The organism is Pelagibacterium sp., from assembly GCF_965249125.1.
GTDB lineage: Bacteria > Pseudomonadota > Alphaproteobacteria > Rhizobiales > Devosiaceae > Pelagibacterium.
On sequence record NZ_OZ252217.1, the window covers coordinates 1,799,344 to 1,819,756 of the forward strand.

At 60.8% G+C, this 20,413-nt stretch carries 20 protein-coding genes and 1 tRNA gene; 10 read left to right on the plus strand and 11 right to left on the minus strand.

Annotation, left to right across the window (positions count from 1 at the left end; translation table 11 throughout):
* Positions 1 to 29 precede the first annotated feature (29 nt).
* Positions 30 to 1,316, plus strand: coding sequence for a glycosyltransferase (locus ACP148_RS08845; protein ID WP_421950550.1), 1,287 nt, complete (start codon positions 30 to 32; stop codon positions 1,314 to 1,316).
* 54 nt (positions 1,317 to 1,370) lie between these two features.
* On the opposite strand, the gene ACP148_RS08850 is transcribed toward ACP148_RS08845, so the two are convergent.
* The 5 genes from ACP148_RS08850 to ACP148_RS08870 all read right to left on the minus strand — a co-directional run bounded on the left by ACP148_RS08850 (position 1,371) and on the right by ACP148_RS08870 (position 5,377).
* Positions 1,371 to 2,132: an ABC transporter permease gene (locus ACP148_RS08850; RefSeq protein ID WP_421950551.1), complete on the minus strand. Its 762-nt coding sequence runs from the start codon at positions 2,130 to 2,132 to the stop codon at positions 1,371 to 1,373.
* The gene (locus ACP148_RS08855; protein ID WP_421950552.1) at positions 2,129 to 3,076 is read right to left on the minus strand and encodes an ABC transporter ATP-binding protein; all 948 of its coding nucleotides are present in this window, start codon (positions 3,074 to 3,076) and stop codon (positions 2,129 to 2,131) included. The genes ACP148_RS08850 and ACP148_RS08855 overlap by 4 nt, the downstream gene beginning before the upstream one ends.
* Positions 3,077 to 3,194: 118 nt before the next feature.
* The gene (rpsI, locus tag ACP148_RS08860; RefSeq protein WP_421950553.1) at positions 3,195 to 3,674 is read right to left on the minus strand and encodes a 30S ribosomal protein S9; all 480 of its coding nucleotides are present in this window, start codon (positions 3,672 to 3,674) and stop codon (positions 3,195 to 3,197) included.
* 1 nt (position 3,675) lies between these two features.
* Positions 3,676 to 4,140 (minus strand): 50S ribosomal protein L13, encoded by a 465-nt coding sequence (gene rplM, locus ACP148_RS08865; protein ID WP_421950554.1) that lies wholly within the window; start codon positions 4,138 to 4,140, stop codon positions 3,676 to 3,678.
* 175 nt (positions 4,141 to 4,315) lie between these two features.
* Positions 4,316 to 5,377, minus strand: coding sequence for a COX15/CtaA family protein (locus ACP148_RS08870; RefSeq protein ID WP_421950555.1), 1,062 nt, complete (start codon positions 5,375 to 5,377; stop codon positions 4,316 to 4,318).
* A 94-nt stretch (positions 5,378 to 5,471) separates the two neighbouring features.
* Here ACP148_RS08870 and ACP148_RS08875 point away from each other — a divergent pair, with 94 nt between their 5' ends.
* The gene (locus ACP148_RS08875; protein ID WP_421950556.1) at positions 5,472 to 5,678 is read left to right on the plus strand and encodes a DUF2842 domain-containing protein; all 207 of its coding nucleotides are present in this window, start codon (positions 5,472 to 5,474) and stop codon (positions 5,676 to 5,678) included.
* A gap of 3 nt (positions 5,679 to 5,681) precedes the next feature.
* On the opposite strand, the gene ACP148_RS08880 is transcribed toward ACP148_RS08875, so the two are convergent.
* Complete coding sequence (locus ACP148_RS08880) at positions 5,682 to 6,728, minus strand: polysaccharide deacetylase family protein (protein ID WP_421950557.1); 1,047 nt, start codon at positions 6,726 to 6,728, stop codon at positions 5,682 to 5,684.
* Between the two features lie 10 nt (positions 6,729 to 6,738).
* On the minus strand, positions 6,739 to 8,754 hold the full coding sequence (locus tag ACP148_RS08885) for a GumC family protein (RefSeq protein WP_421950558.1): 2,016 nt from the start codon (positions 8,752 to 8,754) through the stop codon (positions 6,739 to 6,741).
* Positions 8,755 to 8,894: 140 nt separating this feature from the next.
* Here ACP148_RS08885 and ACP148_RS08890 point away from each other — a divergent pair, with 140 nt between their 5' ends.
* From ACP148_RS08890 to ACP148_RS08910, 5 genes are all read left to right on the plus strand, one after another.
* Positions 8,895 to 9,452: a polysaccharide biosynthesis/export family protein gene (locus tag ACP148_RS08890; RefSeq protein WP_421950559.1), complete on the plus strand. Its 558-nt coding sequence runs from the start codon at positions 8,895 to 8,897 to the stop codon at positions 9,450 to 9,452.
* A gap of 3 nt (positions 9,453 to 9,455) precedes the next feature.
* Positions 9,456 to 10,577 (plus strand): glycosyltransferase, encoded by a 1,122-nt coding sequence (locus ACP148_RS08895; protein ID WP_421950560.1) that lies wholly within the window; start codon positions 9,456 to 9,458, stop codon positions 10,575 to 10,577.
* Positions 10,578 to 10,670: 93 nt separating this feature from the next.
* Positions 10,671 to 12,185 carry an undecaprenyl-phosphate glucose phosphotransferase gene (locus tag ACP148_RS08900; RefSeq protein WP_421950561.1) on the plus strand — a complete coding sequence of 505 codons (1,515 nt, stop codon included), beginning with the start codon at positions 10,671 to 10,673 and terminating at the stop codon, positions 12,183 to 12,185.
* A 9-nt stretch (positions 12,186 to 12,194) separates the two neighbouring features.
* Positions 12,195 to 13,649 carry a hypothetical protein gene (locus ACP148_RS08905; protein WP_421950562.1) on the plus strand — a complete coding sequence of 485 codons (1,455 nt, stop codon included), beginning with the start codon at positions 12,195 to 12,197 and terminating at the stop codon, positions 13,647 to 13,649.
* Between the two features lie 8 nt (positions 13,650 to 13,657).
* A complete protein-coding gene (locus tag ACP148_RS08910) occupies positions 13,658 to 14,926 on the plus strand; it encodes an O-antigen ligase family protein (protein ID WP_425033410.1) in 1,269 nt (422 codons plus the stop codon).
* A 4-nt stretch (positions 14,927 to 14,930) separates the two neighbouring features.
* Here the strand turns inward: ACP148_RS08910 and ACP148_RS08915 are convergent, their stop codons facing one another.
* On the minus strand, positions 14,931 to 15,098 hold the full coding sequence (locus tag ACP148_RS08915; protein WP_421950564.1) for a hypothetical protein: 168 nt from the start codon (positions 15,096 to 15,098) through the stop codon (positions 14,931 to 14,933).
* A gap of 122 nt (positions 15,099 to 15,220) precedes the next feature.
* Here ACP148_RS08915 and ACP148_RS08920 point away from each other — a divergent pair.
* The 3 genes from ACP148_RS08920 (at position 15,221) to ACP148_RS08930 (ending at position 17,666) form a co-directional block, all read left to right on the plus strand.
* A tRNA-Pro gene (locus tag ACP148_RS08920) sits at positions 15,221 to 15,297 on the plus strand.
* 234 nt (positions 15,298 to 15,531) lie between these two features.
* Entirely contained in the window at positions 15,532 to 16,587 is a 1,056-nt protein-coding gene (locus ACP148_RS08925) for an SH3 domain-containing protein (protein WP_421950565.1), read from the plus strand.
* 104 nt (positions 16,588 to 16,691) lie between these two features.
* Entirely contained in the window at positions 16,692 to 17,666 is a 975-nt protein-coding gene (locus ACP148_RS08930; protein WP_421950566.1) for a phosphotransferase enzyme family protein, read from the plus strand.
* A 3-nt stretch (positions 17,667 to 17,669) separates the two neighbouring features.
* Here the strand turns inward: ACP148_RS08930 and ACP148_RS08935 are convergent, their stop codons facing one another.
* Genes ACP148_RS08935 through ACP148_RS08945 form a run of 3 tightly spaced genes read right to left on the minus strand, consistent with a single transcriptional unit; the run spans position 17,670 to position 20,342 of the window.
* Positions 17,670 to 18,428, minus strand: coding sequence for an ABC transporter ATP-binding protein (locus ACP148_RS08935; RefSeq protein WP_421950567.1), 759 nt, complete (start codon positions 18,426 to 18,428; stop codon positions 17,670 to 17,672).
* The gene (locus tag ACP148_RS08940; protein ID WP_421950568.1) at positions 18,425 to 19,390 is read right to left on the minus strand and encodes an iron chelate uptake ABC transporter family permease subunit; all 966 of its coding nucleotides are present in this window, start codon (positions 19,388 to 19,390) and stop codon (positions 18,425 to 18,427) included. The genes ACP148_RS08935 and ACP148_RS08940 overlap by 4 nt, the downstream gene beginning before the upstream one ends.
* Positions 19,383 to 20,342, minus strand: a complete 960-nt coding sequence (locus ACP148_RS08945) for an ABC transporter permease (protein ID WP_421950569.1) — start codon at positions 20,340 to 20,342, stop codon at positions 19,383 to 19,385. Before ACP148_RS08945 ends, ACP148_RS08940 begins: the two co-directional genes overlap by 8 nt.
* Positions 20,343 to 20,413 lie beyond the last annotated feature (71 nt).

The following is a 20,413-nucleotide window of genomic DNA, read 5'->3' on the forward strand; positions in this document are numbered from 1 at the left end:
CCCGCCGCGGCAGGGGTATTGAGGTGAAGATGACAAAGCGCATTGCGATGGCCACCCTGGGCACGCAAGGTGACGTTCAGCCTTATGTTGCCCTGGCGCGCGATATGATCGCTCAAGGCTATTCGGTCGTCATCGGCACCACTGACGATTTCGAGCCCATGGTCACCGGATACGGCATCGAGTTCTGGAGCCTTGGCCCCTCGATGCAGGAGTTCGTCAAGCAGAGCCAGTTCGAGCGCGCGATGAACCAGAACCTTCTGGTCAACGCCCCCGCCCTGCTCCGCCAGGGCCAGAAGATCGTGGACCGTGCGGCGCGCGCCGCCTGGGACATGGCCCAGGGCGCCGACTGCATCATGCTCAACATGAATACGAGCTTTTCGATCGATATCGCCGAAGCCCTCGATATTCCGGCGATCGTCGCGGCGCTGCAGCCGCTCAATTCGACGAGCGAATTTCCGCTGTGCATCTATTACGGGCCGACCTTCGGAAAAACCATCAACCGGCTGACCTATTCGACGATGACCGTGCAGCAGATCTACTACAATCTGCCACGCAACAAACTGCGCCGGGAACTGATGGGACTGGGGCCGCGCAAGAATGGCGGGTTCTTCAAGGATACCGACGGCACCCCGCTGTGGACTCTTAACGCCTATTCCGAGATCGTTTCGCCGCGTCCGCGCGACTGGCCGAAAACCTCCATCGTCACCGGTTACTGGATGCTGCCCGACAATTCGGGCTGGCAGCCCTCCGAAGAGTTCAAAACCTTCCTCGATGAAGGCCCTCTGCCGATCTATGTGGGGTTCGGGTCAATGCCATGGGGCGCGGATCGCAACACCGACATTTTGCGCGAGGCGCTCAAATCCTGGGGCGGCCGCGTGGTGGTGGGACGTGGTTGGGGTGGCATCAAGCCCGACGACCTGCCCGCCGACCGGGTTTATGTCATCGACCGGGCACCGCACGACCAGCTTTTCAAATATGTGAAAGCCGTGGTCCATCACGGGGGGGCGGGCACTACCGCGTCCGGACTGATGCTGGGTAAACCGACTTTCATTGTGCCGCAGATGGTCGATCAGCCCTATTGGGGCGGGCGGGTCAATGAAATGGGATGCGGACCCAAGCCGGTGCGGCGGCGCAAGCTGACCGCCGAGGCTCTTGCCGATGCATTGAGCCAGCTCGATTCCAACCCCGGTTTCGCCCGCAATGCCGAGAAAATCGGCGAGCAGTTGCGCGCCGAGGATGGCACAGGCAAGGCGATCAAGGTCATCGAGAGGGTGATGGCCAATTACCAGCCGCGCAGCGCGCGCAAGCTGGCATAAAAAAGCCGCCAGCGCCCGCTCGAGGCTGATCCGGCGGCCCGTTTTCTTTTCCGATCAGGCCCGAAGCTTGTACCCGGTCCTGAAGATCCAGGTGATGATGACGAGCGATACGGCCATGAACACAAGCGTCATGCCCAGACTGATCCAGACATCGACATCGGCCACGCCGTAAAAACTCCAGCGGAACCCGCTCACCAGATAGACCACCGGATTGAAAAGGGCGATGGTCTGCCAGGTCTCGGGCAGCATGGTGATCGAATAGAAGGTGCCGCCAAGGAAGGCCAGCGGGGTGACGATGAGCAGCGGGATGAGCTGCAATTTCTCGAACCCATCAGCCCAGATGCCGATAATGAAACCGATCAGCGAGAAGGTGATTGCGGTCAGCACCATGAATGCCACCATCCAGACCGGATGCTGAATCTGGAGGTCCACAAAGAAGCTGGCGGTCAGAAGGATGATCAGCGCCAGAATGACCGATTTGGTCGCGGCCGCACCGACAAAGGCGATAACCGTTTCCACATGCGAGATCGGGGCGGTCAGGATCTCATAGACCGTGCCGGCGAATTTGGGGAAATAGATGCCGAACGAGGCGTTCGAAAGCGATTGCTGGAGCAGCGAGAGCATGATGAGCCCCGGCACGATGAAGGCCGCGTAGCTGACGCCTTCAACCGATTGGATGCGCGAGCCGATCGCCGCGCCAAACACCACGAAATAGAGCGAGGTCGAAACGACCGGGGAAATAATTGACTGGGTGACGGTTCGCCACCAGCGCGCCATTTCGAAGGTATAGATGGCCTTGATCGCGTAATAGTTCATGTCCGGTCCCTCAAAAGGCCAATGAAGATTTCCTCGAGCGACGACTGGTGGGTCGACAGATCCTTGACACTGATGCCTTCTGCGTTGAGGGCCCCGATCAATGTCGCGATCCCCGTACGGTCGGCCTGGCTGTCATAACTGTAGCGCAGTACCTCGCCGTCATCGGACAGCCTCAGCCCGAGCTCAGTCAGCGACTGCGGCAGGGATTGGAGAGGCTCCTGGAGCTGGACGGCAAGGTCCTTCTTGCCGAGCTTGCGCATCAGTTCGTTTTTTTCCTCGACCAGAATGATCTCACCGTTGGAGATGACCCCGATGCGGTCGGCCATTTCCTCGGCTTCTTCGATGTAGTGGGTGGTGAGGATGATCGTGACGCCGTTCTCGCGCAACTCGCGCACGACGTTCCACATGTCGCGCCGCAGTTCGACGTCGACGCCGGCCGTGGGCTCGTCGAGAAACAGGATTTCCGGCTCATGGCTGAGCGCCTTGGCGATCAGCACGCGCCGCTTCATGCCGCCCGAAAGCGTAATCAGCTTGTCGTTGCGCTTGTCCCAAAGCGAGAGGTCACGCAGGATCTTTTCGATCACCTTGTCGTTGCGCGGCTTGCCGAACAGCCCGCGGGTGAAAGAAACGGTCGCCCACACGGTCTCGAAGCGATCCGCACTCAATTCCTGGGGCACCATGCCAATCATGGCGCGCGTCTTGCGGAACTCGGTGACGACATCGTGTCCGCCAACCAGAATCTGCCCGCCAGTGGGACGGACCATTCCGCAGATCGTGCCGATCAGCGTGGTCTTTCCCGCGCCATTTGGCCCGAGCAGAGCGAAAATTTCGCCCGCCCTTATATCGAGATTGATGTTCTTGAGGGCTTGAAAGCCCGTGTCATAGGTCTTGTCGAGACCCAGAACCGCAACCGCCGGTTCAGCGGTCGTTATCTGCATATTCATGGAAATTCGCCCTCCGGCCAGAGGTGCCTATATAAGATGCAATCAGTCGATGACCAGACCCGCGCAAACAAAAAAGGCCCGCCAGAAGCGGGCCTTTCGAGTTTTTCGAAACGATGAATCAGCGCTTGGAGAACTGGAACGAACGACGGGCCTTGGCCTTGCCGTACTTCTTACGTTCAACCACACGGCTGTCGCGGGTCAGGAAGCCACCCTTCTTGAGCACGGAGCGCAGCTCGGGCTCGTAGTGGGTCAGGGCCTGGGACAGACCGTGACGAATGGCGCCGGCCTGGCCGGACAGACCGCCGCCAGCGACGGTTGCGATCACGTCATACTGGTCCACACGCTCGGTCGCCACGATGGGCTGCTGCAGGATCATCTGCAGAACCGGGCGGGCGAAATAGGCAGTGAATTCCTTGCCGTTGACGGTGATCTTGCCCGAACCGGGCTTGACCCACACGCGGGCAACGGCGTCCTTGCGCTTGCCGGTGGCATAAGCGCGGCCATAGCTGTCGAGCTTCTGGGTATAAACCGGCGCTGCCTCGACGCTGGAATCGGTGGCCGTGCCGAGGTCTTCGAGGGAGTTGATGGTCTCGGACATATTACTTCACCCTCACATTCTTGGTGTTGAGCGCGGCAACATCGAGCGTTTCGGGCTGCTGGGCTTCATGGGGATGCTCGGCACCGGCGTAAACGCGCAGGTTTTTGAGCTGGGCACGGGTCAGCGGGCCACCAGGCATCATGCGGCGCACGGCGTTTTCAACAACGCGCTCGGGGAAACGGCCCTCGAGCAACTCGCGCATGGTGCGGTCCTTGATGCCGCCGGGGTAGCCGGTGTGCCAGTAGAAACGCTTGTCATCGAGCTTCTTGCCAGTGAACTTCACCTTGTCGGCATTGATGACAATGACATTGTCGCCCATGTCCTGATTGGGAGTGAAGGTCGGCAGGTGCTTGCCGCGCAGGCGGGTGGCGATGATCGCAGCAAGGCGGCCTACCACGAGGCCTTCCGCGTCGATCAAAACCCACTTCTTGTCGATCTCGCCAGCCTTGGCCGAGTAGGTTTTCATTGTTCTTGATCCTTTTGGATATCTCTTACGAGACAAGGCCGCCACACAGGACGGCCCATCCCCGGCCAGACTTGCGAATGGCCATTTCGGAGCGGGTGATACAGGCGAGCGGCAGAGCCGTCAAGCGCAAAGTATTTCCGGCTTAAAAACAACGACTTACGGATGCGGTATAATTTTACCGCAAGGAAAGTCTACGCATATCAGAGAGATAGGCGACAACCATTGAGACAAGGGTGAATGCCAGGGCCTGGTGAACCAGCGCAATGGGAATATTGACCACCGAGAGAAGCGTGGTGATGCCCACGACAACCTGAAGCGCAATAAGCACAGCAATGCGGGGCAACCAGGCGTGAACGTCCGCAAACCCGGGGCTTTTGCGGCCGCGCCACCACAGGACCAGCGCATAGATGGTAATCAGATAGCCAAGGTTGCGGTGGTTGAATTGAACCGTGAGGATGTTCTCGAAAAGGTTTCGCCAGGCCGGATCGATCGTGAACAGGCCACTCGGGACGATCGCGCCGTCGATCAGCGGCCATGTGTTGTAAATGAAGCCCGCATCGAGGCCGGCCACGAGAGCCCCTGCCCCGATCTGGACAAACAGCAATCCAACCAGAACCCAGTTGGCCAACAGCCATCCTCTGGACGGCGCCACACCGGCCGCAGGTGGCTCAAGCGTTCTCGCCACCCACACGAGCGCCATCATCAATATGCTGGCGGCGCACAGATGGGCAGCAAGGCGATATTGCGAAACCGATGTCAGCTCCGAAAGGCCGGATGACACCATCCACCAGCCCAGAAATCCCTGGAAGGCGCCTGCGACAAACAGACCCGCCATCGGCCAGACCAGGCTTTTGGGAATGCGGCGCTGGATGAGGAAGATCACAAAGGGAATGGCAAAGGCAAACCCCAGCATACGGGCAAGGAACCGATGGCCCCACTCCCACCAGAAGATGGTTTTGAACTCATCTACGCCCATCCAGCTTTCGACCAGGCGATATTGGGGAATCTGCTGATATGCCTCAAATTCCGCCTGCCAGTCGGCGTCGGAAAGCGGCGGGACGATGCCGGAAATCGGCTTCCAGCTGGTGATCGAAAGGCCGGACTCGGTCAGCCGCGTGCCGCCGCCCACCACCACGATCAACAGGACGAACGCTGCAAGGCAATAGAGCCAGATGCGGACGGGCCTTATGCGATCGTAATCGAGAGGCGCGGAACCAGCGGAGGCGATGGCAGACACAGTGAGCGTACCGGAGTTGTCAATCCTGACCGAACTGCTAATGGGGAGCCCGGCAATTGGCAATGATAACAAACGCCGCAGCGGAGCGACAGCAATGAACCAGCGCCAGCGCAAGGCCGTCGGCATCGGACTGACTCTTTTAACGCTCGTCGTATGGATGGCACTGGGCATGTGGATCTACGAATTGTGGCTCGTCGGCGCCCACAATCTCGTCCACCTCGCCTTTTTCGTCTTTTTCGGGCTGGCCTGGGTGTTTCCGGCCATGGTGGTCATCCGCTGGATGCAGCGCCCCGACCCCTGACGCTTAGTCCACGTCGAGCCGACGGCCACGCCGCATCAGGGTGAACACTTCGGCGGTCAGGAACACGTCAATGAAGCGCTTTTCCTGAAACAGGCCATTGAGCGAAACGCGGGGCAGCGCGTTGAGTTGGCTGGCGTGTTCGGTATACAGGCCGCCCGGCCGCGTGGTTACAGCGGTGGAAAATCCCAGATCCCGGGCGGCGGCAAACTCACGCGGCCCAGCAGCGGCAACGCCGCCGATGGGATAGGACAAATGCCGCGGGCGTTTGCCGAACTGGGCTCCGAGCACATTGGCCGATTGTTCGATCTCGGCCCGCATCTGATCTTCTGGCAGTTTTGACAATTCGTAGTGGTAGACCGTGTGCGCGCCGATGGTGCAGAGCGGCTCGTCGGCGAAAGTCTTGAGTTCGGACCAGTCCATGATGAGGTCGCGGCAATGAACCGCGAGGTCGAACCCATAGCGCTGCGCCAGCGTCCGGATCGACGCCTCGCGCTGGGGTTCGGGCATTTTGCGGTAGCGTTGGTAGATGTGGGCAAAAGTCGCATTCTTTTGCTCCAGCGTTCCCGCATCGCCATAGTGCGGGCCTTCGGGCATCTCAACGACAACGACGTCATTGGCCGCGATGATATCTTCGAGCGCCTGCCACCAGACAAGCCCGACCCCATCGATCAGCCCGGTCGGAACATAGAGCGTGAAGGGCGCTGCGTGCTTGCGCAGGATGGGCAGGGCGTGGACGAGGTTGTCGCGATATCCGTCATCGAAGGTCAGAACGATAAAGGGTTTTGCCTCCTCGGCGCCGATCCGCCCGACGGCTTCATCGAGATCGACGATATCGAAACCGGTGTCGCGTGCCCGCACGATCACGGCTTCAAGGAAATCGGGCCGGACCTGGAGGATGGAGTTGGGCGCGAAGGCGGCCGGCTCGTCGGGCAAGACGCGGTGGAGCGTAAAGATGAGACCGCGCGCGGCGGAAAACCGCCGAAGGACGCGCGACACACCGGGCAACGCCAACGCCTCGAAGGCGGCTTTATATAGTCCGTAACGTGGCACTGGAGGGCTCTCAGGCGACTTCGGATTGCCGCTCGGCTGTGACAACAACCCGGACGTCGTCAAAACCCAGTGCGGCGATTTCCCGCGCTGCCGATGCGCTGTTTGGTCCGGTCGACGAGAGCAGTACGCATTTACCCTCCACGCCGGCGAAAAGCGGCAGGCTCGAGGTCATGCCGACCCGGCCCGTGACAATGACGATGACCTCATAGATATCAGAGAGCGCATCGACCAGAGTAGCCATGCGTTCGGTATTGCGGTTGAGGCGGGCACCCTGCCCCCATGGCACGAAGGCAAACCGTTCGTCGGCGCCCCTGTGCACGACATCACCAAATTCGGCGCCTTCCGCGCATAGATCGGTGAGGCCCAACTCGATGCCCTGCCGACCGCTGGCCGCATCGATTTCCGCAACGCTTTGGCCATTGTTCACAAATGCAGCTGTCAGGCGCTCGGCAAAATCGAGGCTTTCCTGTTCGTTGTTGTCGGACGCGACGATAATCAGCCGGTCCAGCCCTGCCAACACACTGGCGGCCAGGGCCTCGATTTCCGTGTCGACCAGGGTGACCGGAGGCCGGTGACCCGAAATTGGGAGGGGTGGCTGGGGCGCCGGCAGGTCGGCAATCTCGGCATCGACCGACATGGCCTCGGCCAGATCTTCCCGATCAGTCTCCGGCTCGGCCCGGCGGGCAGGACGTTCAACGAGCGCGCGCCCCGACAACAGCTCGGAAAAGATGACCCCGCCAACCTGAAGCACCATGGCAACACCGCCAACGGCGAGGAGCACGAGGGCCGTTCTTGGCGACGCCGGTGTGGTGGCAGGCACAGCCGCGCTGACGATGCGCACATCGGGGAGCGCCGAACTCATGTCCGAGCGTGCCGAGGCCTCGGTGAACCGCAACAGGTAGGCGTTAAGCAATTCGCGCTGGGCGGCGGCTTCACGTTCGAGCTCGGCAAGGGTCACACCTTCGATCGTATTGGTGCCGGCTGTAACCTTGACCCGCTCAAGCTCGGCCTGCAGGGACCGCTCGAGATCGGCTTCGATCTGGGCCTGCGCCTCAAGCGCCTGGGCGACCCGGCGACCTTCATCGGAAATCTGGGTGTTGATTTCGGCGATCTGGGCATCCAGTGCCCGGATTGTGGGGTGGCTGGGCAGGAAAGTTGCCGCCTGCTGGGCGCGTTCTCCCTGCAGTCGCGCCATCTCCTGGCTCAATTGCTGGACGATGGTCGATGCCTGAACATCGGAGACGCCACCGACCGGCTGCCCCGATTCGAGCAGGCTGCGGATCAGTTGGGCGCGGGACTGGGCCGCGTTGCGACGCTCATTGGCCGCGGTGATCTGGGCCGAGAAATTGGAGAGCTGCTGATTGGTCAGGCTCTCATTGTTCGAGCCCGTGAACAGATCGTTCTGGACGCGGAAATCGGCGATGGCGCGCTCGGCGCCAACAACGCTTTCGCGAAGCCGATCGATTTCCTGTTCAAGCCAGGCGGTTGCATCGACGGTGTCGGAAATCTGCTGGCCGGCCCGCCTCTGGACGTGAGCCTGAGCGATGGCATTGGCCACGCGGGCTGCCAGGTCGGGATCGGTATGGAGATAGGCCACGGAGATCAGTCGCGAGGCGCGCTCCTGGGTCACCGCAAGATTTTCGACGATGTCGGTAATGACCTCACTGTCGCTCATGCCCGCGAATGCAGGCTCGTCGCGCAGCGCCGCGGCATCGAGGGCAGCAAGGATAGTATCGCGCGACTTGATCAGTTCGATCTGGCTCGCGACGGTTGCGATGTCGATATAGTAGGTCTCGGCGTTCTGGTTGCTGGCGGCGCTCGTGTAGGCGGTGCTGCGCGGCTCAACCAGCAATTCGGCCCGCGATTCGTAGAGTTTGGGCACAAAGAGCAGAACCGCATATGCCGCTGCGAGAAGCAGCACGGTCACGAAACCGATGCGCAACAGCTTGGAGACAAGGGCCCTGAATATGACGCTGACGTCGATGTTTTCCTCGGCCTTGTCTGCCCCGGATGCAAAATCGTTCATTTCGTCGCCCCTTCGTCGTCGAAGGCTTATCGCCCCGCTATAGTAAGCATTCGGTTAAGCGCGGCACGAAGCCGGTCACGATAAGGGCTTTTTAACCATGACGTGGGAGACCTAGCACTACTGTATAAAACGGGACGGATATGATGGGTCGGCTGCGCCTTGCCTTGCTTTTGTTGCCGCTCTTTCTGGGAGCGTGCGCACATACGGTACGTCCCGCCACCTATCTTGTGGAACAGAGCGGTCCCTATCTGTTGGACAGCGGCGACGTACTGCGCATCAGCGTGTATGGCGATGCCAACCTCACCAACACCTACCGGGTCGACGATTCGGGCGCGATCTCGATGCCGCTGGTCGGGGCGGTGCCGGCTCGGGGCGGTACGACTGAAGCGCTATCGCGCAAGGTGGCCTCGGCGCTGGCCGCCGGCTACATGCGAAACCCGAATGTCGCGGTGGAAGTTGCTGAATACAGGCCCTTTTTCATCCAGGGTGCCGTGGGCTCATCGGGGCAATATTCCTATTCATACGGAATGACGGTCCGCGCGGCGATAAGCGCCGCGGGCGGCTTTACCGATACGGCAAACCGCAACACGGCAACGATCTATCGCCGGCAAGGCAACGAGATGGTGAAGGGGAGCGTCGAACTCGACTTCCCAATCCTTCCGGGCGACACCATCGTCATCTCCGAGCGCTGGATCTAAGCTGTGACGAGGGACAATCTGCGGGTTCTCCAGGTGATGCGGGCGCCAGTCGGCGGGCTGTTCCGGCACGTTGCCGACCTCACGCGGACGCTGGCCGAACGCGGGCATGAAGTCGGAATCGTCGTCGATGAAAACGGCGACGGACAATCGGATTCCAAACTCGCGATCCTGGAGCCGTTTGCCGCGCTGGGCATACACAGGTTCCCCATTCCGCGCCTCTTGGGGCCGCAGGACATCGCCACTCCCGCCAAGATCCGGGCCCTGGCGAAATCGACCGGCGCCGATATCGTGCACGGGCACGGCGCCAAGGGCGGGTTCGGGGCGCGGCTGGCGCGCATCGGGCGAAAACGCACGGGCGCGGTTTATACGCCCCATGGCGGAGCGTTGCACTTCGACCCGCGGTCTATGTCCGGCGGGCTCTTCATGACCATCGAGCGCTCTCTTTTGCGGCTGACCGATGCCCTGATCTTTGAAAGCCGCTACGCCCAGAAAACCTTCTCTGCGCATGTCGCCCGGCCCCGGGGCCGTCAGGAAGTAATTCATAACGGGCTGGCCGAGGCCGAGTTCGTTCCGATACAGCCAGGCGCCGACGCCGCCGATTTCGCCTTTGTCGGTGAATTGCGGACGCTCAAGGGGATCGATCTGATCGTCGAGGCGCTGGCGCCGCTGCGGGCGCCCGATGGCCGTCCGGCCAGCATTGTCATGGCTGGCGACGGGCCGGATGCCGCCGCTTTGCGTGAGCGGATCGATCAGTTGGGGCTCACCGGTCGCGTGAGGCTGGCCGGGATCCAGCCTGCGCGGAAAATTTTCGCGAGCGGGCGGTGCGTTCTGGTCCCCTCCCGCGCCGAATCTCTGCCCTATGTGGTGATGGAGGCCGCGGCCGCCGGACGGCCGATCATCGCGACCAATGTCGGTGGCATAGGCGAAATTTTCGGCCCGACCGCGCAGAGCCTGATTCCCCCTAACGACGTGGGGCCGCTCAGGGAAGCCATGGCCGGGTTCCTTGCTGCGCCGGCGCCCCTTGAAACCGAGGCCGATTCGCGGCGTGATTTCGTTCGATCGCGGTTCTCGCTCACCCGGATGGTGGACGAAATCGAGGCTCTCTACCAGTCGCTAACCATTTGACCAAATGCCGGGGTCCGCTTTAACCCCTCTTCATCCTGAACACCCCATAGTCCCGGGCACGAAATCCATTATGATCAGTGCGAGGCAAGCCCCGTGTTCAGGGTCGATCCCAAACAAGCCGTGCTCACCCACATTTCCGTTAACGCCGAACAAGCAGATGGCACCCTTGGCGCCGAAGCGGAGACTGCGGCGCGCGCGCCCATCGCTGCGGCACTCTCGCACAAATTGATCTCGGGCTTTGCGCAACTGACCGAAGCGGGCATGCTTTTGGCCCTCGGGCTGGGCATCTACCTCTTCTATCTGGGCGGGGTCGATGCGATGCTCTATGTGCCGCTTACGCTCGGCATCGTGGCGGCAGCCAACATCGCCTTCAATATCGCCCGCACCCACCGGATCGCAGCTTACAGAACGCTTTTCAAACAGCTCCTGCAGGTTCTGGGGGGCTGGGCCTGTGTCTTTCTTGTCGTCGTCGCCGGGCTGTTTCTGTTCAAGGCCGGCGATCTGGTGTCGCGCGTCTGGCTGGGCGGCTGGGCCCTCTCGGGCGGCATCGCCCTGATCGCCTACCGGCTTGCGCTGCGGGCGCTTGTTCTCGACTGGTCGGCCAAGGGCCGCCTGCGACGGCGCACTGTGATCGTGGGCGGCGGCGCGGGTGCCGATGCCCTTGTTACCGCAATCGAAAAGAGCGCGACCAGCGATATCGAACTGATCGGCCTGTTCGACGATCGCGATGACGAGCGGTCCCCCGACGCTGTCGCTGGCCTTAAAAAACTGGGCAAGGTGGCCGACCTTGTCGAATTCGCCCGCCGGGCGCGGATCGACCTGGTGATCGTCTCGATGCCACTTTCAGCCGAATCGCGGCTGCTCGAAATGTTGGGCCAGCTCTGGGTGCTGCCGGTCGATATCCGGCTCAGCGCGCATATGAGCAAGCTGCGCTTTACCGACAAGACCTATTCCTATGTGGGCGACCTGCCGGTGTTCGAGATGGCCGACCGGCCGATATCGGACTGGAATCTGGTCTTCAAATGGGTATTCGACAAACTCGTCGCGCTGTTTGCTCTCATCGTGCTCTCGCCGGTCATGCTGGTAACCGCCATTGCCATCAAAGCCACGAGCAAGGGGCCTGTTCTCTTCAAGCAGAATCGGCACGGCTTTAACAACGAGCTTATCGCGGTCTATAAATTCCGCTCCATGTACACAGACATGAGCGACGCCAAGGCGGCCAAGCTCGTAACGCGGGACGATCCGCGCGTCACCCGCGTCGGGCGCTTCATCCGAAAGACCTCGATCGACGAACTGCCCCAGCTTTTCAATGTGCTCAAGGGCGAGCTTTCCATCGTCGGGCCGCGTCCGCATGCGCTGGAAGCCAAGGCGGCGAACCGGCTCTATCACGATGCGGTCGATGGCTATTTCGCGCGGCACAAGGTGAAGCCGGGCATCACCGGCTGGGCGCAGATCAATGGCTGGCGCGGCGAGACCGACACCGTTGAGAAGCTGACAGCCCGCGTCGATCACGATCTTTACTACATCGAAAACTGGTCGATCCTGCTCGATCTCTACATTCTGGTGATGACGCCTTTCAGTCTGTTCAATTCAGAGAACGCCTACTGAGGGGTCGACATGAACCATGGTGTGCTGCGAATCGCCGGTCTTGCCGTCGTCACCTTTGTCGGTGTGCCGGCGATCGCTGAAACCGTCCCGGTCGACGCCGAATTCTGCATCGAGTGTGTGCAGGTACGGGTCGGGCCGCCCGTTGTCGTGCGGGGACCATTCCCCGACGAACTCGATGCGCCCTTCACCGCCCTGCGACTCGCAGACGGATCGTTCCGCGGGTTCAGCGCGAACGGCTCGACCTATGCCATTGAAGGGGCCAGCCTCTTGGACCTGGATGGCCCTCGCCGGGAGGTTCTGCGGGCGGGCAATTCCGGGCAGGAGAGCGAGTGCGGACGCTGGCTGACCTCTGCGGTGCGGTCCGGGAACGCGGTTCTCGGCTTTGTGCACCAGGAAAGCATTTGCGATTATGGCCCCCAGGGCCAGACCGACAAGACGATGGCCATCGCGACATCGTCTGACGACGGGCTGACATGGATCGATCTGGGCACAGTCATCAGCGGACGGGATTCGCCACGGCCGGGAACGACCTCCGGCGAGGGTGACTGCACAATGATCGACGGGACGGATGGCTATCTTTACGCCTACTGTCTGCGAAACTCCGACTGGCAGACAATTGTTGCCCGGGCCCGGGCGTCCGAACCGGCGGTGTGGCACAAATTCTACCAGGGTAGCTGGAATGAACCGGGACTGGACGGCGAGGCGACGGCTATCGGCTTTTTGGGGCCGGGCGCAGGCTACCTTCAGCAACACGACCGGGTTGCCACCGTTACCAACGACCCCTGGTTCGGCGGGGTGCGGTTGTCATTTTCGGCCGATAAGGTTTCGTTCGTCGATCTTGAAGAGCCACTCATCGCCGTTGACGGTTCTGACTGGAACCGCCCGGCCGACACCGATCTGATCGCCTATGTCACCATCTTGAACCCCGAAACCGGAAGCAACGCCGTCAATGATCGGTTCTTGCTGAGCTACGTCTATGTGCCCCCCGGAAAGGGGTTCGAAAACCGCTATCTTGTCCACCACGAGGTGGCGCTGTCGATCGAGACCGCGCCCGTGCCCGTTCAGTCCAGCCTGGCGCTGACCCGCTGGGCCGATCCCACCCAAGAGGCTTACCTCGCGTCCTCCGGGCCATTGACGGGCGAGAGACTCGGGTACCGGCAAGACAGCATTGTGGCCTATTTGATGACCCGCGCGCCCGACGGCGCGGCCAGCGTCAAGGTCGCCGAGTGTTCAAGAGATTGGTCCGGGCAACTGGGCCATCAGCTCGCCGAGGATGACGGGTGTGGAAACGGCTACGTCCGTCAGCGGACGGCGGGCTGGCTCTATCGGGACGAGCAGCCGGGCACGGTGCCCGTCTATCGCTGCATCAGCGAAACAAGGCAAAGCCATTTTGCTTCAAGCAAACCGGACTGTGAGAGGCTTGGTGTCATGGAATTTCGGCTTGGCTATGGATTTGCCCCATGAGCGGAAGCATGCGGTCATACAGCGGCCCTCTCAACTCGGGTTTGACGGTCAGTCTCAAGAATTTGAGACATGTCACTTTCTCAACGCGCAACCTGGTCTTTCTGATCGCCATATTGGCGATGAACTACACGCTTATGCGCCCCTCTCCCGTCGATCTGCTGTTCATCGGGTCGCTGCTGATCACCCTCTTGTACCTGACGGTATCTGAAACAACGGTGATCACACGCAGAGCGATCTATCTGATGCTGATTTTGGGCGCGTGGGCGGTGTCCTATTTCCTGGCCTCACTGCCTCATCTTGGCGAGGAATTCGTGGCCTTTGAGCTTTTGGCCAAGAGCTTTGCCATATCGATCGGCTTCATCGGTGGCGCCGTGTCGATGAGTTGGGGTCGCCAAAACTTCGAGACCTTCATCAAGATCTATGTCGTATCGTGCGTGATTGCCTCGATACTGGGGACTATCGGCTTTCTGATACAACATCCGTTGCTGACCTGGGACGGTCGCGCGAAGGGTTTGATCGACGACCCCAACATGTACGGGTCTTTCCTGATCCCGGGCCTTATTTTCTGCGCCTATCTGATACCGCGCGCTCGAATCAGCAAATGGCTTGTGCTTGGTGCCATGGGCATCATCCTGCTTGGCATCATGCTCTCCTTCTCGCGCATCGCGCTTGTCGCGGCGCTGCTTTGCCTGTTTGCCTACATTTTCTTTGAGAACCGCAAGCGGCCGCGGCGGCTGATCCTGATCGTTGGCGGGTTTTTGCTCGCTGGCCTCACGCTCTTTTTGATTGCCAGCCTCACCTCGGCCGATTTCACGGAAAAGCTTCTGGACCGCCTGACCTTCGCCAAGGCCTACGACCTTGGAGAGGATGGCAGATACGGACGCTATCTGCAGGTCTTGCCGATGATAATTCAGGATCCGATCGGGGTTGGCGTGCTCCAGCTCGAGAAAATCTTCCCCGAGCCCATCCACAACATCTGGTTGAGTTCGTTCGTCAACTATGGTTGGGGCGGTGGCATCGCCTGGGTCACGCTGGTCGTCGGAAGCTTCGTGGTGTCCATACGCAACTATCGGCGAACGCGCGAGCCGATCGTTATCGCCCTGTTGTGGTCGCTGATCGGCGTTATCCTGTGCGCCTCGCTGCACGAGGGCGAACACTGGCGCCATATGTGGCTGATGTTCGGAATGATCTGGGGCCTCAATATTTCCAATTCAGGCTTCGGTCCGAAGCACTCATCCGTACAAAAGCGCCAACGCCCCACGGGAAGCGCCGCTTAGCGCCCTAGAATATTTTCCGGAACAGCCACACTGCGGCGATGATTCCCGTTATCGCGACCAGCACCCAGAACAGCACCAGCAGCGCCACGGCGCCGAGCAACGCCCCCAGTGCGTCCCAGAAGCCGACGGCCCCGATCAGTATGGCAAGCAGAACGATCAAAAGTATTGGCATCGGATAAACCCTCGCTCAATTGTGCGGAAACGGCATAAGCGGGAACATGTTCCAGCCTCACCGCTTTTTGGCCATCGAACCCCTTGCGCTCCGAAGCGCTATTATATAGGTGAGAGGCCAATCGGGGCGTAGCGCAGCCTGGTAGCGCATTTGTCTGGGGGACAAAGGGTCGTCGGTTCAAATCCGGCCGCTCCGACCATTTTAAAAAGGCCCGCGCGATGCATCGCGCGGGCCTTTTTCATTACGCAGCCCGCCACATATGTGGCAAAATTGGTGTCCGCCTGTCGGGCGCAGTGTGCGTTCGTCCCGGGAAGTCCGGGTTCACATTCCTGAAAGCCCTATAACAAGGCGGTTCAGAGGGCGTTCAGCCGTCAAGCGATACCGATGTGGAATGTGGCGCCAAGGTGGCGCTCACCGCACTCAGGAGGCTACCGTGACGACTTTCAAGACGATTATCGCAATGGCAATCGGACTGACGGGTATTGTTTCGTCGGCGACTGCAGTATCGGCCGCGCCAGCGGCGTCCACAACAACACTCAATGTTCGCTCCGGCCCGGGCACCAGCTTCGGCGTCCTCGACACGCTCGCACCGGGCGAAGTCGTTGACGTTACCGAATGCGTTCCCAGCGGCTGGTGTCACATCACTCATACCGGCCCCAATGGCTGGGTCAGCGGCAGCTATCTGGCGCCCGTGGAGCCGGCTCCGACGCCCCCCAGCCCGGATTGCAGCTTCGGGATCACCATTGGGCCGTCGGGTCCGGACTTTTCGATCAACTGCGGCGGAGCGCCTGCCCCGACCCCAACGCCGCCGCCACCTCCTACCCCGCCTGAGGGCGACGAGGCGTGCTTTTATACGGGCATCAATTATGGCGGGGACGAGTTTTGCTATGGCGTGGGTATCCGCAACACGCTGAACGCAACCTTTAACGACGAAATTTCGTCGGTCCGGCTGTTCGGGGCGGCAAAGGCCCGGTTGTGCACCAATGTCAATCTGACCGGTTCGTGCGTCAATCTGACGGCCAGTTCGCCGATTCTCGAGCCAGCCATTGCCAATCAGGCGTCGTCACTTCGGGTCTATACGGGACTGCTGCCGCTGCCCTTGCCCTTGCCGGTACCCTTGCCGACCCCGATTCCCGCGTTCTCCACCTATTCGACGGGGCCAATCGACCTGCCGCAGACCTTCCGGGCCAATCTCGACAATGGCGCGGTTGGCGGCTCGGGGACAGACATCTGGTTCAGGGCGGTTACCCCCTCGAGCCGCTTCATCACACCGGTCAATGGTGCCAGCCTTGCTCTGGGCGATGGCAGCAATCGCGGATTTGCCGGATGCTTCACGGAAAGCTTCACCGCTGATCCGGTTCCGCTCGAAGCGATTTCGGTGGGCACCTATGTCTGCGCCAAGACTGGCGCGGGTCGCATCAGCCAGTTCCGTATCAACGCCATAGCGCCCTCTTCGCTGGCGATCGGATATACGACCTGGTCGCACTGATCCTTGCCCGGGCCCGGCGCGTTCATTGCCGGGCCCTTTTTATATTCTTGCGTGGACATTTCCCCCTGCCTTGACCCATAAGGCGGTCATGCAGGGGGAAATGCATGACTGACGACTGGACGGGGCTGAGCGAGGCCCTTTTGCTTTGGCCCGGCCTGGAGCAGGGCGCCGCAACGCTTATCAATCTTTCCGAGAACCACACCTTCCGCATCGACCGCACAGACGGCGGTAAAACCATCGTTCGGGTGCACCGGCCCGGCTACCACTCGCGGCTGGCCATCGAGAGCGAGTTGGCATGGATGCAGGCACTGCGGCGCGACGCTGGCCTTTTTACCCCGCAACCATTGCCCGGAAAGAATGGCGCGCTGGTTCAACAGGCACATTTTCGTGGCGAGACCCGCCATATGGTGGCCTTCGCTTTCGAAGAGGGCGCAGAACCGCAGGTCGGTGAAGACCTTTCCGCCGTGTTCCTGCAATTGGGCTCGCTTGCGGCGCGGTGTCATTCCCATGTGACCGGCTGGACGCCGCCCCAAACGTTCGAGCGGCAGGTCTGGACGGACGGGGCCATCCTTGATCGCGATGCCATATGGGGCGACTGGCGGTCCGCGCCGGGGGTTGCCGGCACAGTCCGTTCCACACTGGACCGCCTCGACGCCAATCTGCGCACGCAACTGGCCGGTTATGGCATGGCGCGCGACCGTTTCGGGCTCATTCACGCCGATATGCGGCTGGCCAATCTTTTGGTGTCGGACGGTGTCACCCGGCTGATCGATTTTGATGACTGCGGATTTTGCTGGTTCGGCTATGATTTCGGGGCGGCGGTCTCATTTTTCGAGGACAGCGATGCCGTCCCTGCCCTGCGCGCCGCCTGGCTTAAGGGTTACCGCTTGTATCGGGATTATGGGCCCGAGCACGAGGCGATGCTGGACGCCATGGTCATGCTGCGCCGCATGGCGCTTCTCGCCTGGACCGGCTCTCATGCCGAGACCGAGCTGGCCCAAAGCCTGCATTCCAGCTTTGCGACCGGAACCGCGGAGATGGCGGAGCGCTATCTGGCGACCGGCACGATCGACCGATAGCGCTCAGTCGTAGAACAGGGAGACCCGGTGGCCCCCGATTTCATGGACATTGATGTCCATGTCATAGATTTCCTTGAGCGCTTCTGGAGTGATGATGTCGTTCTTTGTGCCGTGGCGGATCACCCGGCCGCTTTTCATGGCGATGATGTAGTCCGAATACCATGAAGCGAAATTGATGTCGTGGAGGACCAGAACGACCGTCTTTCCCAACTCGTGGCAGGCCCGCTGCATGAGCTTCATCATGCCCATGGCATGCTTCATGTCGAGATTGTTCAGCGGTTCATCGAGCAGCACATAATCGGTGTCCTGGCAGAGCACCATGGCCACGAAGGCCCGCTGGCGCTGGCCGCCCGAAAGCTCGTCGAGAAACCGGTCCCTGAGATCATCGAGATTGAGATATGAGATGGATTGGTCGATATGGGCCTTGTCCTCGACGGTCAAACGGCCCTTGGAATAGGGATAGCGACCGAAGGCCACCAGATCGTGCACGGTCAGGCGCGCGGTCATGTGGTTGTCCTGCCGCAGGATCGACAGGCGCTTGGCCAGAACGTCGCTCGGCACCCTGGATACGTCCAGCCCATCGACAGTCACCGACCCGGCATCCATGCCCAGAAGACGCGAAACGATGGACAACATGGTCGACTTGCCGGCGCCGTTCGGTCCGATGATCGAGGTGATCCCGCCCGCCGGAAGGGAGATGGAGACATCGTCGACGACGGCGGTCTCGCCGTAATATTTCTTGAGGCCGGTGGTGATGATCATCGGGCCGCTCCTCGTAGGATGAGAATGATAAAGACGAGGCCACCAAGGAACTCGACGATGATGGAGAGCGCGGTGTCGAACTCAAAGACGCGCTCGAACAGCGTCTGACCGCCCACCAGGGCGATAACGCCGAGCAGCGCCGCCGCGGGCAGGATATAGCGGTGCTTGGACGTTCCCACCAAACCGTGGGCCAGACTGGCCACCAGCAGCCCAAAGAAGGTGATCGGCCCGACCAACGCGGTCGAGACGGATACCAGCACGGACACCATCACGAGGATAATGACGACGCTGCGCTTGTATTCCACGCCAAGATTGATGGCCGTATCCCGGCCCAGCGACAGCACGTCGAATGTATGTCCCATTCGCCACAGCACAAGGGTGACCACACCAACGATCGCCATCGCGACACCGAGCAGCGTCGTGTCGATGGTTGAAAAGCTGGCAAAGAAACTGTCCTGGAGCACCTGAAACGCATTGGGATCGAGCATGCGCTGCATGAAGTTCGACAATGACCGGAAAAATATCCCGAAGACGATGCCCACCAGCACCAGCAGGTGAAGGCTTCTGCCTTCGCTCAGGAAGAGCCACTGGAACAAAAGCCAGGAAAAGCCCACCATCAAAACCAGTTCGATGCTGAACTGCATGTAGGGATTCATCAGGGCCAGCATGTGCGGTCCGATGAAAAAGACAATGGACGTCTGGAGCAGGATATAGAGAGCATCGAACCCCATTATTGATGGGGTTAGAATGCGATTGTTGGTTACGGTCTGGAACAGGACCGTGGAAACGGCCACCGAATAGGCGACCAGTAGCAAACCGATCAGCTTGCGACCCCGAAAGGGGATAACGAAGCTCCAGCTTCCTCTCGCCCCCAGCGTCATGAAGCAGACGACGGACACAAGGGCCAGCGCGGCAAGGATGGCGAGAACAATGGTCGGGCGCGACCAGCGCAAGCTAGGCATTGTGGCGCTTCCTCAACAAAAGATAGAGGAACAGCCCGCTGCCGATGGTCCCGACGACCACGCTGATCGGGATTTCATAGGGAAAGCGAAGCACACGGCCCAAGATATCGCAGGCGAGGACGAAAGCGGCGCCCAGAACAGCCACCCAAGGGACCGTCCTGCGCATGTTGTCGCCAATCATCAGGCTGACGACATTGGGAACAATGAGTCCCAGGAAAGGAATGGAGCCCACCGAGACCAGCACGACCGCGCTGACGATCGATACGATGACCAGCCCCAGACGCATCACCAGCTTGTAATTGAGCCCCAGATTGGTCGTGAAATCCTGCCCCATCCCGGCAACCGTGAACCGGTCTGCGGCAACATAGGCCATGATGGTCCCAGCCAGGCCGAACCACAGCAACTCATAGCGGCCACGCAGAACGCCGGAAAAATCGCCCATGCTCCAGGCCAAAAGCGACGGCATGAGATTGAAGCGATAGCCAAAAAATGTCGTAACCGCCCCGATCACGCCGCCCAGCATGATGCCGACAAGAGGAACAAGAAGCACGTCGCGCAGCGGCACAAAGCGCAACAGCCGCAGGAACAGAGCCGTACCGGCCAGCGCGAACATCGCGGAAACCGCCATCTTGGCCATCAGAGGCCATCCGGGGGCAAACAGGGTGACGACGAGAAAGCCCAGGGTCGCGGATTCGGTCGTTCCGGCCGTCGAGGGTTCAACGAACCGGTTGCGCACGATCATCTGCATCACCATACCGGCGATGGCCAGGGACGACCCGGCCAACAGAATGGCCAGTGTCCGCGGAATGCGGCTGATCAGGAGAATTTGGATGGCTCGCCCCTCGGCATCGGAGGACAGCAGAGTCTGGAGAGACACATCGCTGACCCCGACAAACAGGCTGACGATCGCGAGAACGAAGGTCAGGGCGATCGCCGCAAAAAGAAGCCGCACTGGCGCCTGCCCCTTAAACGAAGCGGCCCATTCGGGCCGAAAAAAGAAAAGGCCCGGCGGGAAACCCGCCG

Coding starts and splice junctions, on each gene's coding strand:
- ACP148_RS08845 (WP_421950550.1), top strand. CDS start 30: ATGACAAAGCGCATTGCGATGGCCACCCTGGGCACGCAAGGTGACGTT.
- ACP148_RS08850 (WP_421950551.1), bottom strand. CDS start 2,132: ATGAACTATTACGCGATCAAGGCCATCTATACCTTCGAAATGGCGCGC.
- ACP148_RS08855 (WP_421950552.1), bottom strand. CDS start 3,076: ATGAATATGCAGATAACGACCGCTGAACCGGCGGTTGCGGTTCTGGGT.
- rpsI (WP_421950553.1), bottom strand. CDS start 3,674: ATGTCCGAGACCATCAACTCCCTCGAAGACCTCGGCACGGCCACCGAT.
- rplM (WP_421950554.1), bottom strand. CDS start 4,140: ATGAAAACCTACTCGGCCAAGGCTGGCGAGATCGACAAGAAGTGGGTT.
- ACP148_RS08875 (WP_421950556.1), top strand. CDS start 5,472: ATGAACCAGCGCCAGCGCAAGGCCGTCGGCATCGGACTGACTCTTTTA.
- ACP148_RS08885 (WP_421950558.1), bottom strand. CDS start 8,754: ATGAACGATTTTGCATCCGGGGCAGACAAGGCCGAGGAAAACATCGAC.
- ACP148_RS08890 (WP_421950559.1), top strand. CDS start 8,895: ATGATGGGTCGGCTGCGCCTTGCCTTGCTTTTGTTGCCGCTCTTTCTG.
- ACP148_RS08905 (WP_421950562.1), top strand. CDS start 12,195: ATGAACCATGGTGTGCTGCGAATCGCCGGTCTTGCCGTCGTCACCTTT.
- ACP148_RS08910 (WP_425033410.1), top strand. CDS start 13,658: ATGCGGTCATACAGCGGCCCTCTCAACTCGGGTTTGACGGTCAGTCTC.
- ACP148_RS08915 (WP_421950564.1), bottom strand. CDS start 15,098: ATGCCAATACTTTTGATCGTTCTGCTTGCCATACTGATCGGGGCCGTC.
- ACP148_RS08930 (WP_421950566.1), top strand. CDS start 16,692: ATGACTGACGACTGGACGGGGCTGAGCGAGGCCCTTTTGCTTTGGCCC.
- ACP148_RS08935 (WP_421950567.1), bottom strand. CDS start 18,428: ATGATCATCACCACCGGCCTCAAGAAATATTACGGCGAGACCGCCGTC.
- ACP148_RS08940 (WP_421950568.1), bottom strand. CDS start 19,390: ATGCCTAGCTTGCGCTGGTCGCGCCCGACCATTGTTCTCGCCATCCTT.